This window comes from Diaphorobacter ruginosibacter, assembly GCF_014395975.1.
Taxonomy (GTDB): Bacteria; Pseudomonadota; Gammaproteobacteria; order Burkholderiales; family Burkholderiaceae_C; genus Diaphorobacter_A; species Diaphorobacter_A ruginosibacter.
Genome location: NZ_CP060714.1, coordinates 2,494,398 through 2,508,220 on the forward strand (window position 1 = coordinate 2,494,398; position 13,823 = coordinate 2,508,220).

The window sequence follows — 13,823 nt, forward strand, 5'->3', positions numbered from 1 at the left end:
CATCCCCTTCCAGGCCGGGGCCGCCTGAAGGCCTTGCCGCAGCAGGTGCAACCATCCAGGTGCACAATAGAGCCCTTCCTCCCCAAGGCAAATGCGCCCGAACCCTTTTCTCCCAAAGCGTTCGGGATTTCGTCGTTCGCCGGGAGACAGGCCGTGCTGCGCGCAGCACTCGAACCCAGCATGAATACCGAATCTCTTCACCCGTCGCAGCCCGCATCCCTCCATCCCTGGCGCATGTCCGTGGCGCCCATGATGGACTGGACCGACAGGCATTGCAGGCATCTTCACCGCTTGCTGAGCCGCCACACCCTGCTCTACACCGAGATGGTGACGACGGGCGCGCTGATCCATGGCGATGTGGAGCGCCATCTGCGCTTCGGCGTGGAGGAACACCCGGTGGCGCTGCAGCTCGGCGGCAGCGAGCCCGCAGACCTGGCCGCCAGCGCCAAGCTGGGGGCCCAGTGGGGCTACGACGAGATCAACCTGAACTGCGGCTGCCCCAGCGAGCGCGTGCAGCGTGGCGCCTTCGGAGCCTGCCTGATGAACGAGCCGCAGCTCGTGGCCGACTGCGTGAAGGCGATGGTGGACGTGGTCGACGTGCCTGTGACCGTCAAGCACCGCATCGGCATCGACAAGGTGGAGGAATACGGCTTCGTGCGCGACTTCGTGGGTACCGTGGCCGACGCGGGTTGCGACGTGTTCATCGTCCATGCACGCAATGCCTGGCTCAAGGGCCTGTCACCCAAGGAGAACCGCGAGATTCCTCCACTGCGCTATGGCGTGGTGGCTCGCCTCAAGGAAGAGTTCCCGCACCTGACCATCGCCATCAATGGCGGCTTCTCGACGGACGAGGCCGTGCTCGACCAACTGGGCCCGGTGGGCGGATCAGGCCCCGTGGATGGCGTGATGGTGGGCCGCGAGGCCTATCACAACCCCTGGTGGATGGCGCGCTGGGACGAACTGTTCTTCGGAGCGGCGGCCAACGGCCTCACGCGCGAGAGGGTCGAGGAGCAGATGGTGGAGTACATGGAGCGCGAGGCCGCAGCCCATGGCACGCACTGGTATGCCATCGCACGCCACATGCTGGGGCTGCGCAATGGCCTGCCGGGGGCCCGTCGCTGGCGCCAGGTCTGGAGCGATCATCGCCTCAAGACCCTTCCGGCACGCGAGGTGATGCGGCTTGCGCGCACCAAGCCCAATGAAGCACGCGCCATGGATCTCCAGGAAGCCGCCGGCTGAACGACCGGTTGGCGCAGTGATCGGGTTGCGCCGTTCTCCTACGTGCGCGGCCCCGCCGAGATCCGCACGATCGGCTAGCATTCCGGGTTGTAATCAGGCTGGCCCGGATGAGCGGCGAGCCTGGATCCGGATGTAATTGCGCATGCCTTCCACCTTGGCCAACGAAAACGACCTGACACGCGAGGAAATCGCGTTCCGCCACTTCTACACGCGGGAGCTGCCCGTGCTCAAGCACGCCAGTGCCTTCTTCATGGCGCTGCTGCACAGTGTGCTTGCCAAGGCCGGCAACATCGAGATCTCCAAGGTCGAGGCCCGCGTCAAGGATCGCGAGGAATGCATCCGCAAGTTTTCCCGCAAGTACCGCGCAACGCTCGAGGAAGGCGGCCTCGACTACGAGATCCAGGACTACATCACCGATCTCGTGGGCCTGCGCGTGGTGTGCCTCTACGAGGACGAGCTCGAGCAGGTCGCGGACATCGTGCGCTCGCACTTCGACGTGATCGACGTGACCGACAAGGTCACGGCCGTGGAAAGCACCGAGGCCTCGTTCGGCTACAAGGGCCTGCACCTCGACCTGCGGCTCAACGCCGAGCAGGCAGCCCTGCCCGAGAACGCACCCTATGCGCATATTCCGTTCGAGCTGCAGGTGCGCACCATCATCCAGGACTCCTGGAGCGTGCTGGACCACAAGATCAAGTACAAGAAGTCGATTCCAGCCGAACTCAAGCGCCGCATCAATGTGCTGTCGGCCCTGTTCGAGCTGGCGGACCGGGAATTCCGGCAGATCCGGGATGCCACCGAGGCCGAGCTGCGGCATGCCGTCGATGAGACCGCCGAGGCCCTGGCCGAGCAGGAAGGTGCCGAGCCTCAGCCCAGCCGGCAGGTCCAGGCCATCGGCAGCGAGCTCAATGCCTTCACGTTCCTGAAGATCGCCAACCATTTCTTCAAGGATTTCGAGTTCGAGGCGCATAAGGTGGACCTGTTCGTCGACGACATTCGCGCCTGGTCTCCGGGCATTACCCGCGCGCATTTCAATGCGCTGATGCGCGAGAACATTGCGGTGGTGAAGCGCTATCGCCAGTTCTTCGAGGAACAGAACCCGGACGGCAGCTTCAACCCGTACACCATGATCCGGCATTGCCTCTACCTGGGCGACAAGGCCGTTTTCCGGCGCGCGCTGCGCAACAGTTCCCGCGAGGCCTTCGAATCATGGCTGCTGGTGAACATGCCGGTTCAGAATCTGTAGGGCGGGCCTCCGTTTATCCTGCCGCCATTGGCGGTAAAACAACGCATCCCTGCAGTTACGCCGGTCCATAGCGTAGATCAATGACAAAAGTTTGCAGTTTGTCAGTACTGATTTGTGCTGCACCACCCTGTAAAAGTCGATTGTCCGACGATCTGTAGGTGGTTCTACTCTCTGACGCTCGTGGAAAAGCCCTGTTATATTGCGGTGCAACATTACGGAAGGCAGACCCACTGATGCTCTACACACTCTACGAAGCACAGCGCTCTTTGATGGAACCCTTCGCCGAACTGGCCCAGGTGACGTCCAAGATGTTCAGCAATCCGCAGACTCCGTTCAGCCAGTCGACGCTGGCTCATCGCATGGCGGCGGGTTACGACCTGTTGTACCGCCTTGGCAAGGACTACGAGAAGCCGCAGTTCGGCATTGCCACCGTGAATGTCGATGGTGTGGAGGTTGCCATCCACGAGCGCGTCGAAGTCGACAAGCCCTTTTGCGAGCTGCGCCGCTTCAAGCGCTTCTCCGACGATCCGCCAACCTTGCTCACGCTCAAGGAACAGCCGGTTGTGCTGATCGTGGCGCCGCTCTCGGGCCACTACGCCACGCTGCTGCGCGACACGGTCAAGACCATGCTCTCGGGCCACAAGGTCTACATCACCGACTGGAAGAATGCCCGCCTCGTGCCGATGTCCGAGGGCGAGTTCCACCTGGACGACTATGTCAACTACGTGCAGGAATTCCTCCGCCACCTGCAGGGGCGCTATGGCAACTGCCATGTGATGAGCGTCTGCCAGCCCACGGTTCCCGTGCTGGCCGCGATTTCCCTGATGGCATCGCGCGGCGAGACGACCCCGCTCACCATGACGATGATGGGCGGCCCGATCGATGGCCGCCGCTCGCCCACCGCCGTGAACAACCTGGCCACCCAGCACAGTATCGAGTGGTTCAAGAACAACGTGATCTACCGCGTGCCGGAGAAATTCCCCGGTTCGGGCCGCATGGTCTATCCGGGCTTCATGCAGCACACGGGCTTCGTGGCGATGAACCCCGATCGCCATGCCAAGAGCCACTACGACTACTTCAAGGACCTGGTGCGCGGCGACGACGCGAGCGCCGAGGCCCATCGCAAGTTCTATGACGAGTACAACGCCGTGCTCGACATGGACGCAGACTACTACCTCGAAACCATCGAGACGGTGTTCCAGAAGTTCAGCCTCGTGAACGGCACCTGGGATGTGCGCTCGCCAGACGGCGAGATCGAGCGCGTGCGCCCGCAGGATATCAAGACCACCGCCCTGCTGACTGTCGAAGGCGAACTGGACGATATCTCCGGATCCGGCCAGACCGAAGCCGCGCAGGACATCTGCTCGGGCATTCCCCGCGAGGATCGCTCCCACTACGAAGTGACGGGCGCAGGCCACTATGGCATCTTCAGCGGCCGACGCTGGCGCGAACTGGTCTATCCGCGTGTTCGTGATTTCATCCTGGCGCACCAGCCGTCCAGGGCAGCCCTCGCGGAAGAGAGCAACGCCCGCGCCAAGCGTCAGGCGGCCTGACACGCCAAGAGCCCGCTGACCATCGCGGCGCAGGGCCCAAGAAAGGGATAATCGGGCATGCCCGAGCAGCCAGATCCCTTGTCAGCCCTTTCCAATCAGCAAGCCACTTCCACGGCCAACTCCTTGCAGGGGTTGGCCGCTGTCATTGACGCCGCCCTGCCCCAGACGCAGTGCACCCGCTGCGGCTATCCCGATTGCGCCACCTACGCCCGGGCCATCGCCGACGGCAAGGCCTCCATCAACCAATGCCCGCCCGGCGGCGACGAGGGCATTGCGCGCCTGGCCCGCATCACCGGGCAGCCCATCACCACGCTCAATTCCGACAACGGTTTTGAAGGCCCGCTCACGCTCGCGGTGATCGACGAGAACTGGTGCATCGGCTGCACGCTGTGCATGAAGGCCTGCCCGACCGACGCGATCATCGGGGCCAACAAGCGCATGCACACCGTGATGGCCGAACACTGCACGGGCTGCGAGCTGTGCATTCCCGTGTGCCCTGTGGATTGCATCTCGCTGGAAAACATCAGCGGCGATGCCACCGGCTGGGCCGCATGGTCCCCGGCGCTGGCGGATCACGCACGCCAGCGCTATGCACGCCACGCCTCCCGCACTCGTCATGGGCCTGCGCTCGCACCCAACGCAAGGGCTGCTGCCGTCGCGGCGGAGTCGCTGTCGCGCAGCCTCGTGCCGGAGGCCCCGGCCCCGAATGCTCAGCCGGCGGAAACTCCGAAAGTCGCCGACCCGAAGCAGGCCATCATCGCGGCAGCCCTGGCGCGTGCACGTGCCCGGCGGGGTGCGTGATGTCGCTCGCGAATTCCGTGCGGTACCCCACGCCGTAAAAAAAGATCCGGCGTGCCGCCCAACTTGCCCGTGCGAGAAAAGTGGCGCCGTCCTTCCACCATAATTGCATTCATGAACCCCCTGCTCTCCCTTCTGCAGCCGTATCCGTTCGAGCGCCTGCGCCAACTCTTCGCGGGCGTGACTCCCGCACCCGAATATCGCGCGATCAGCCTGGGAATCGGTGAGCCCAAGCACCCTACGCCCCAGCTCATCAAGGATGCACTCGCCGGCAGCATGGATGGCCTTGCGGCCTACCCCGCCACGGCAGGCGAGCTGCCTCTGCGCGAGGCCTGTGCAGGCTGGCTCGAGCGCCGCTATGGCGTGAAGGTCAGCCCGGCCAGTCAGCTCCTGCCCGTGAATGGTTCGCGCGAGGCGCTGTTCGCGTTCGCGCAGACCATCATCGACCCAAGCAAGCCCGGTGCGACGGTCGTCAGCCCGAATCCGTTCTATCAGATCTATGAGGGCGCGGCGCTGCTTTCGGGCGCGCAGCCGTATTTCGCGCCCAGCGTGGCCGAGCGCAATTTCGCCGTCGACTGGGACAGCGTGCCCGAGGACGTCTGGCAGCGCACCCAGCTCGTCTTCGTCTGCTCGCCCGGCAATCCGACCGGCGCCGTCATGCCGCTGTCCGAGTGGGAGAAGTTGTTTGCGCTGTCCGACAAGTATGGTTTCGTGATTGCCTCGGACGAGTGCTACAGCGAGATCTATTTCCGCGATGAGGTGCCCCTGGGCGGCCTCGAGGCCGCCACGAAGCTCGGCCGCACCGACTTCAAGCGCCTGATGATGTTCACCAGCCTGTCCAAGCGCAGCAACGTGCCGGGCATGCGAAGCGGTTTCGTTGCGGGCGATGCGGAGTTGATCAAGTCCTTCCTCCTGTACCGCACCTACCACGGTGGCGCGATGAGCCCGACCATCCAGAAGGCCAGCATGGCGGCCTGGAACGACGAGCAGCACGTCGTCGAGAACCGTGCGATGTACCGGCAGAAGTTCGCGGAAATCACACCCATGCTCTCCCGGGTCATGGACGTGGCGCTGCCCGACGCCAGCTTCTACCTCTGGGCAAAAGTCCCGGATTCGCTCGGAATGAGCGACACCGAATTCGCAAGGGCCCTTCTGGCTCAATACAATGTGACCGTTTTGCCCGGCAGTTATCTCGCCAGAGAGGTTAACGGCAGCAATCCTGGCGCTCAACGCGTGCGCATGGCACTGGTGGCGGAAACCGCCGAATGCCGCGAGGCCGCCGAACGCATCGTGAAGTTCGTCCAATCCAGAAACTAACTAGACAGACAGAAGTAAATCCATGACTCAACAACTGCAAACCCTGATCGACAACGCCTGGGAAGACCGTGCCAGCATGTCTCCCGCCGCCGCTCCCAAGGAAGTGGTCGATGCCGTTGAGCACGTGATTGCCGAGCTGAACACCGGCAAGCTGCGTGTGGCCACCCGTGAAGGTGTAGGCCAGTGGACCGTGCACCAGTGGATCAAGAAGGCCGTGCTGCTGTCGTTCCGCCTGAAGGACAACGTGCTCATGCAGTCCGGTGACCTGAGCTTCTTTGACAAGGTGCCCACCAAGTTCGGCGGCATGACCGAGGCAGAGATCGCCGCCACCGGCGTGCGCGTGGTGCCTCCAGCCGTCGCTCGCCGCGGCAGCTTCGTGGCCAAGGGTGCCATCCTGATGCCTTCCTACGTCAACATCGGCGCCTACGTGGACGAAGGCACCATGGTCGATACATGGGCCACCGTTGGCTCGTGCGCACAGGTCGGCAAGAACGTGCACCTGTCGGGCGGCGTGGGCCTCGGCGGCGTGCTGGAGCCGCTGCAGGCCAACCCGACCATCATCGAGGACAACTGCTTCATCGGTGCACGCTCCGAAGTCGTGGAAGGCGTGATCGTCGAGGAAAACTCCGTGCTGGGCATGGGCGTGTACATCGGCAAGAGCACCCCCATCTTCAACCGCGACACCGGCGAGACCACCTACGGCCGCGTGCCTTCGGGCTCCGTGGTGATCAGCGGCAGCCTGCCCAAGACCACCAAGGCCGGCGTGGCCTACAGCACCTATGCCGCCGTCATCGTGAAGACCGTCGATGCCAAGACACGTTCGAGCACCAGCCTGAACGACCTGCTGCGCGACTGATCACCTGCTTCTTCATGCCGGCGAGCGCTGAAGCGGCGCCGCCGGCCATTCAAACAGCATCCGGGAGGAGTGATTCATGGGCACGATGGAAAAGATTCTGCGACTCATGGCGGAGAAGAAGGCATCCGATGTGTATCTGTCGGCCTACGCGCCGGCGCTCATCAAGATCAATGGCGAATGCGTGCCGATCAACAGCCAGACTCTTTCCGCCGAAGCGCCGCTGAACCTTCTGTCCGAAGTCGTTGAGCCTCACCGGATCGAAGAGCTGCAGGAAACCGGCGAGCTCAACATGGGCGTGCCGCTCGAAGGCATCGGGCGCTTCCGCGTGAGCGCCATGCGCCAGCGAGGCAGCTATGCGGTGGTGATCCGCTTCATCCCGAGCGACATTCCCCCGATCGGCTCGCTGAGCCTGCCCGAGGTGCTCTCCGAGCTCATCATGGAAAAACGCGGCCTGATCCTCGTGGTGGGCGCCACCGGCTCGGGCAAGAGCACCACGCTGGCCTCGATGATCGACCATCGCAACGGATTGCAGACCGGCCACGTGCTGACCGTGGAAGACCCGGTCGAGTACCAGTTCACCAACAAGCGCGCGATCATCAACCAACGCGAGATCGGAGCCGACACCAACTCGCTGCAGACCGCGCTGAAGAATGCGCTGCGCCAGGCACCCGATGTGATCCTGATCGGCGAAATCCGCGATCGCGAGACCATGTCGGCAGCGATCGCCTATGCGCAGTCGGGCCACCTGTGCCTTGCCACGCTGCACGGCAACAACAGTTACCACGCGCTCAACCGCATTCTGTCTTTCTACCCCGTGGAGGTGCGCCCGACGATGCTGGGCGATCTCGCCTCAGCGCTCAAGGCCATCATTTCGCAGCGCCTCGTGCGTACGCCGGCCGGCGCGCGCCTGCCCGCGGTCGAGGTGATGCTGAACACGAAGCTCGTGGCCGACCTGATCGAGAAGGGCGATTTTTCCGGCGTGCGCGAAGCCATGGAGAAATCCATGGCCGAAGGCTCGCAGACTTTCGAGGAAGCGTTGGCGAGCATGATTCTCGACAACCGGATCGACCGCAAGGAAGGTCTTGCCTACGCCGACTCTCCAACCAACCTGCTGTGGCGCCTGCAAAACGACTTTGCGCTGGCGTCCAAGGCGGCCCAGGCCCAGGCCGAGACGCACCAGCGCCTCGACGACGACCAGCCGTCATTCACCGAAATCGTGCTCGACGTGCATCCGCATTGACAGCGCAGTGTCAGAAGTTCGCTCCACCCATGTCTCCCACCCTGCTTCTGAGCGAACAGCTCATCAGCCGCCCATCCGTCACCCCCAACGATGAAGGCTGCCTGGAAATGCTGGCCGCCCGCCTCGAGCCGCTCGGCTTCGTCTGCGAGCGCATCGACAGCGGTCCCGATGATTTCCGCGTCAGCAACCTGTGGGCCCGGCGCCCTGCATCTCCGGCACATGCGCAGGCTCGCACGCTGGTGTTTGCAGGCCACACCGACGTCGTGCCCACCGGCCCTCTCGAGCAGTGGAGCAGCCCGCCCTTCACGCCCACGTATCGCAACGGGCGCCTGTATGGCCGCGGCGCGAGCGACATGAAGACATCGATCGCCGCGTTCGTCGTGGCGGTCGAGGAATTTCTCGCTGCCCATCCCGATCCCTCGATCAACCTGTCGCTGCTTTTGACCAGCGACGAGGAAGGGCCGTCGATCGACGGCACCAAGGTGGTCGTGGAGCGCCTGCGCGAGCGCGGTGAGCCGCTTGAATGGTGCATCGTGGGCGAGCCCACCTCGGTCGAGAAGACCGGCGACATGATCAAGAACGGCCGGCGTGGCACGCTCTCCGGCAAGCTCACCGTGCGTGGCGTGCAGGGCCACATCGCCTATCCGCAGCTCGCGCGCAACCCGATCCACCAGGTGGTTCCGGCGCTCACCGAACTCGCCGCTGTCCAATGGGACCAGGGCAATGCCTTCTTCCCGCCGACGAGCTGGCAGATGAGCAACATTCACGGCGGCACGGGCGCGACCAACATCATTCCCGGTTCGGTCGTGATCGATTTCAACTTCCGCTTCAGCACCGAATCGTCGGCCGAGGACCTGAAGCACCGCGTACATGCCATCCTGGACCGCCATGGCCTCGAATATGACCTGACCTGGACCCTGGGCGGCCAGCCTTTCCTCACCACGCCGGGCGAACTGGTCCATGCGGTGCAGGCGGCCATCCGCGAAGTCGCCGGCATCGAGACCGAACTGTCGACCACGGGCGGCACCAGCGACGGACGCTTCATCTCCCAGATCTGCCGGCAGGTGATCGAACTCGGCCCCCCGAACGCCACCATCCACAAGATCGACGAGTTCGTGGCCGTGGCCGACGTGGAGCCGCTCAAGAACATCTACCTGCGCACGCTCGAGCTGCTCGACCAGGGCAACAAGGACACGGCATGAGCGGGCAGCACCCCATGACGATCGGCGGGTTGATCGACAGCGCCGCGGCGCGGCTCGAAGCCTCTGGCGTGGCCTTCGGCCATGGCACGGCGACCGCATATGACGAAGCCGCATGGCTGGTATTGTGGAAGCTCGGCCTGCCCCTGGACAGCCTGCTGGACGGGGAGGATCCCGACAGCGTGGCCCACCAGTCCGTTTCCGACGCGCAGCGCGCACAGGTCGACACCCTGATCGCCGAGCGCATCGCCACGCGCAAGCCGGCCGCCTATCTCACGCGCGAAGCCTGGCTCCAAGGCGTCCCCTTCTACGTTGACGAACGCGCCATCGTGCCGCGCAGCTTCATCGCCGAGCTCCTGGCCGACGGCAGCATCGACGAGTGGCTCAGCGAGAAGACGCGCAACGTGCTCGACCTGTGTACCGGCAACGGAAGCCTGGCCTGCCTCGCGGCCATGGCCTATCCCGATGTGGTGGTGACGGGTGCCGACATCTCGCCCGATGCGCTGGAGGTGGCTCGCATCAATGTGGACAGGCACGGGCTGCAGCAGCGCGTGACGCTGGTGCAGAGCGACGGCATGAGCGCCCTGCCCCCGGGCTGGGATCTGGTGCTGTGCAATCCTCCCTATGTGAATGCGGACAGCATGGGCAAGCTGCCGGAAGAGTACCGCGCCGAGCCCGAACTCGCGCTGGCGGGTGGGCAGGACGGCATGGACTTCATCCGGGACCTGTTCCGCGATCTGCCCGCCAAGCTCCATTCCGATGCGGTGCTGGTGCTCGAGATCGGCAACGAGAAACCGAATTTCGAGGCGGCCTTCCCTAGCCTGCCTGTATTCTGGCTGCCAACAAGTTCGGGTGACGAACAGGTGCTGCTCGTCACGCAGCAGGCCCTGGCGGACTGGCAGGCAGGTTGCTGACGGCAGCCCTCCCGATCAAGGGGCCATCACGCGTGTGGCGAAACGCGCGATCGGTGCATGCAGGTAGCCTTCGATGCGCGGGGGCAGCAGCAGCGGCTTGAGCAGCATGCGCACCGCCAGGTCGGCCGGCAGTTGCGTGCTGACCAACTGATAGGCGCGCTGCGCAATGTCGGCAAACGAATGCCGGCTCTCCGAAAAGTGGCGTCCCCTGTGGGCATACACATGGCGCAGGGCCACGTCGGAATCACTCTCCCTGAGCTCCTTGAGGCGGGCATATAGCGCGCCTGCGATCTTCGCGCGGCTCACCGGCGACGTTTCCTGCAGTTGCTTGAAGTACTTGAGGAAGTGCTTGAAGTGCCCCACCTCGTCATTGCGGATGTTGCCCAGCAACTCGCGCAACACCGGCTCATCGCTGAGTTCCCGCAGCGTATGGTAGTAGGCCGTGGTGCCGGTTTCCACGACGCAGCGCGCCACCATCTCGAGGTGGCGATCCTCATGGAGCTCCTCCACCGTGCAGAGCTTGGAGTACTCGCCGAAGAAGCTGTCATAGGCTTCCTGCCACGGGAAGTCCGGCCAGACTGCCTCCACGTAGCGCCTGAGCGCGGCACCATGCTGAAGCTCCTCGCTTTCCCAGCGCTCCTGTAGCCAGGCCGCGATCTCGGGGTAGTCACGATAGTGCTCCGCCAGATTGGCCGCGTAGGTGTCGGACCCCGTCTCGACAAAGGATGCGCTCATCAGCAGATAGAACAGATCCTCGTTGCCCTCGATGGCCCGGCGCTCGATCCGCTCGAATGGGATGTCATCCACATGCCAGCCATGCGACCCTTCCTCGGTCCCCCGGGGCCGTTGACGGAGTGAGGCGCTGGAGGTTCCTGCGATGGCGTCACTTGAAAAATGCTGCATTGAGACTCTCGTTCGAATCCCCACCTGCCTGACCGGAATGGTCGTCGCGCCTCGCACCGAGGGCTTGCCCGTGGGGATCCACACCAATGAATGATTCATCTTGATGACAACCACCGGGAATCCTTGTCAGCACATGTCTGAAAATCACCCCCTCGACAACATTTGAAACATATTCGCCGGTCCTCGAACATCTGTCACGGCATCGCGAGAACCTTCCTTTTTCGCCCCGAAATGCCCATGCAGTACCCCTACAGCACCTCTGAACGAGCCAAAGTCTGATTCGCTGGGATAATCGCCCTCTTCATGATCACCCTTCGCAACGTCACCCTGCGCCGTAGCGCGCGCGTGCTGCTGGACAGCACCTCCGTCACCATCAATCCCGGCGAGAAAGTGGGCCTGGTCGGGCGCAACGGCGCCGGCAAGTCCACCCTGTTCGCATTGCTCAACGGCAGCCTGCACGAGGATGGCGGCGAATTCTTCATGCCCGCGCAGTGGCGCATGGCCCAGGTCGAGCAGAATATGCCCGAAACCAGCGAATCGGCCACCCGGTTCGTGCTGGAAGGCGATTCGCGCCTGACCGAGCTGGGCGAGGCGCTTGCCAGGGCCGAGACTGCCGGTGACGGCATGGTCATCGCACAGGCCCACTCCGATCTCGCGGATGCGGGCGTGCACGATGCCACCGCCCGTGCACAATCGCTGATCCTGGGACTGGGCTTTCAGGTCGCCGAGCTCGAAAAGCCGGTGAACAGCTTTTCCGGCGGCTGGCGCATGCGCCTGCAACTGGCGCGCGCGCTGATGTGCCCAAGCGACATCCTGCTGCTGGACGAGCCCACCAACCACCTGGATCTCGACGCACTGGTCTGGCTTGAAGCCTGGCTCAAGCGCTACCCTGGCACGCTGGTGGTCATCAGCCACGACCGCGAGTTCCTCGATGCGGTGACCGATGCCACCCTGCACATCGAGCACGCCAAGCTCACGCGCTACGGCGGCAACTACAGCAAGTTCGAGGAATTGCGCGCCCAGCAACTTGTGCTGCAGCAGTCCGCCTACGAGCGCCAGCAGGACAAGATCAACCACCTGCAGAAGTTCATCGACCGCTTCAAGGCCAAGGCCAGCAAGGCCAAGCAGGCCCAGAGCCGTGTCAAGGCCCTGGAGCGCATGGAGAAGATCGCCCCCGTGCTGGCCAGCGCGGATTTCACCTTCGAGTTCAAGGAACCCGCCAACCTGCCCAATCCCATGCTGGCGATCACCGATGCCAGCTTCGGCTATCGCAACGAGGACAGCGGCGAGGAAACCACCATCCTGCGCCATGTGAACCGATCGGTGCTGGCCGGCCAGCGCATCGGTATCCTGGGCGCGAACGGCCAGGGCAAGTCGACGCTGGTGAAGACCATCGCCCGCGAAATGGCCCAGCTCGCTGGCAAGGTCACCGAGGGCAAGGGCCTGAACATCGGTTATTTCGCGCAGCAGGAACTGGACGTGCTGCGCCCTGACGACTCCCCGCTTGCGCACATGGTCCGCCTTGCCAAGGACCTGGGGCCGGACTCGAAGGAGCCCTCGCGCGAGCAGGATCTGCGCAACTACCTGGGCAGCTTCAACTTCACCGGTGACATGGTCGGCCAGGCCGTCGGCACCATGAGCGGCGGCGAGAAGGCACGCCTGGTGCTGGCAATGATCGTGTGGCAGCGCCCCAACCTGCTGCTGCTCGACGAGCCAACGAATCACCTGGACCTCGCCACGCGCGAGGCGCTGTCGATGGCCCTCAACAGTTTCGACGGCACGGTCATGCTGGTCAGCCACGACCGTGCGCTGCTGCGCGCCGTCTGCGACGACTTCTGGCTGGTGGGTCGGGGCAAGGTCGACCCGTTCGACGGCGATCTCGATGACTATCAGCGCTACCTGATGGAAGAGTCGCGCCGCCTGCGCGAGGAAGCACGGCTCAGCCAGGCACAGGAAGCGTCCGAGCAGGCTGCTACCGATGGTTCCCGCAGCGGTACGCAGGAGGCATCGTCCACTGCTGGCAATGTCGACCCGCGCGAGCAACGCCGGCTGGCCGCCCAGGCCCGGCAACTGGTTGCTGAAAAGACCAAGCCGTTCCGCAAGGAGCTGGAGCAGATCGACAAGCGACTCCCGCAGCTGACCGCCGAGCGCGGCGCGCTTGAGGAAAAGCTCTCGACCCAGGGACTTTCAGGGACGGACATCGCCGAGGCGGGCAAGCAGCTCAAGCAGGTGAATGATTCCATCGACCAATTGGAAGAACGCTGGCTTGAGCTTTCTGAACAGATCGAATCCATCCAACAGGAGATGGGCGCGGTGGCTTGAGTTCACATATTCCTTCAGAATAATGTCGCAACATATTGTTTTGAATGGAAAATATCACATTGAGCAAGGCAAACGCGGGATTCAAAAAAATTACTGAATTTCTTTGAGATCGCTGTCAACGCAAGTCTGCAGGTGCGCGTTGAACACGCATCTAAGGAGTTTTTCAAATGACCTTCACCGCAATCCTCGCTGCCTGGCCCGATGACGAACGCGATCGCAAGCGTGCGCCTGTCCGC

At 63.6% G+C, this 13,823-nt stretch carries 11 protein-coding genes; 10 read left to right on the top strand and 1 reads right to left on the bottom strand.

Annotated features, from left to right (window positions below; genetic code table 11):
* Positions 1-180 precede the first annotated feature (180 nt).
* The 9 genes from dusA to prmB all read left to right on the top strand — a co-directional run bounded on the left by dusA (position 181) and on the right by prmB (position 10,362).
* Positions 181-1,239: a tRNA dihydrouridine(20/20a) synthase DusA gene (gene dusA / locus H9K76_RS11230; RefSeq protein ID WP_187600310.1), complete on the top strand. Its 1,059-nt coding sequence runs from the start codon at positions 181-183 to the stop codon at positions 1,237-1,239.
* Between the two features lie 142 nt (positions 1,240-1,381).
* Entirely contained in the window at positions 1,382-2,485 is a 1,104-nt protein-coding gene (locus tag H9K76_RS11235) for a GTP pyrophosphokinase (protein WP_187600311.1), read from the top strand.
* A 233-nt stretch (positions 2,486-2,718) separates the two neighbouring features.
* A complete protein-coding gene (locus H9K76_RS11240; RefSeq protein ID WP_187600312.1) occupies positions 2,719-4,038 on the top strand; it encodes a polyhydroxyalkanoate depolymerase in 1,320 nt (439 codons plus the stop codon).
* A gap of 57 nt (positions 4,039-4,095) precedes the next feature.
* Positions 4,096-4,839, top strand: coding sequence for an electron transport complex subunit RsxB (rsxB, locus tag H9K76_RS11245; RefSeq protein ID WP_187600313.1), 744 nt, complete (start codon positions 4,096-4,098; stop codon positions 4,837-4,839).
* A gap of 111 nt (positions 4,840-4,950) precedes the next feature.
* Positions 4,951-6,153: a succinyldiaminopimelate transaminase gene (gene dapC, locus H9K76_RS11250; RefSeq protein WP_187600314.1), complete on the top strand. Its 1,203-nt coding sequence runs from the start codon at positions 4,951-4,953 to the stop codon at positions 6,151-6,153.
* Positions 6,154-6,175: 22 nt separating this feature from the next.
* Positions 6,176-7,009, top strand: a complete 834-nt coding sequence (gene dapD, locus H9K76_RS11255) for a 2,3,4,5-tetrahydropyridine-2,6-dicarboxylate N-succinyltransferase (RefSeq protein WP_187600315.1) — start codon at positions 6,176-6,178, stop codon at positions 7,007-7,009.
* 76 nt (positions 7,010-7,085) lie between these two features.
* A complete protein-coding gene (locus H9K76_RS11260) occupies positions 7,086-8,249 on the top strand; it encodes a PilT/PilU family type 4a pilus ATPase (RefSeq protein WP_187600316.1) in 1,164 nt (387 codons plus the stop codon).
* Positions 8,250-8,278: 29 nt separating this feature from the next.
* Entirely contained in the window at positions 8,279-9,451 is a 1,173-nt protein-coding gene (gene dapE, locus H9K76_RS11265) for a succinyl-diaminopimelate desuccinylase (RefSeq protein ID WP_187600317.1), read from the top strand.
* Positions 9,448-10,362: a 50S ribosomal protein L3 N(5)-glutamine methyltransferase gene (prmB, locus tag H9K76_RS11270; protein WP_187600318.1), complete on the top strand. Its 915-nt coding sequence runs from the start codon at positions 9,448-9,450 to the stop codon at positions 10,360-10,362. The genes dapE and prmB overlap by 4 nt, the downstream gene beginning before the upstream one ends.
* A 15-nt stretch (positions 10,363-10,377) precedes the next feature.
* Here the strand turns inward: prmB and H9K76_RS11275 are convergent, their stop codons facing one another.
* Positions 10,378-11,169, bottom strand: coding sequence for a ferritin-like domain-containing protein (locus H9K76_RS11275; protein ID WP_246475471.1), 792 nt, complete (start codon positions 11,167-11,169; stop codon positions 10,378-10,380).
* A 399-nt stretch (positions 11,170-11,568) separates the two neighbouring features.
* On the opposite strand from H9K76_RS11275, the gene H9K76_RS11280 reads away from it, so the two are divergent.
* The gene (locus tag H9K76_RS11280) at positions 11,569-13,587 is read left to right on the top strand and encodes an ABC-F family ATP-binding cassette domain-containing protein (RefSeq protein ID WP_187600319.1); all 2,019 of its coding nucleotides are present in this window, start codon (positions 11,569-11,571) and stop codon (positions 13,585-13,587) included.
* Positions 13,588-13,823: the final 236 nt, after the last annotated feature.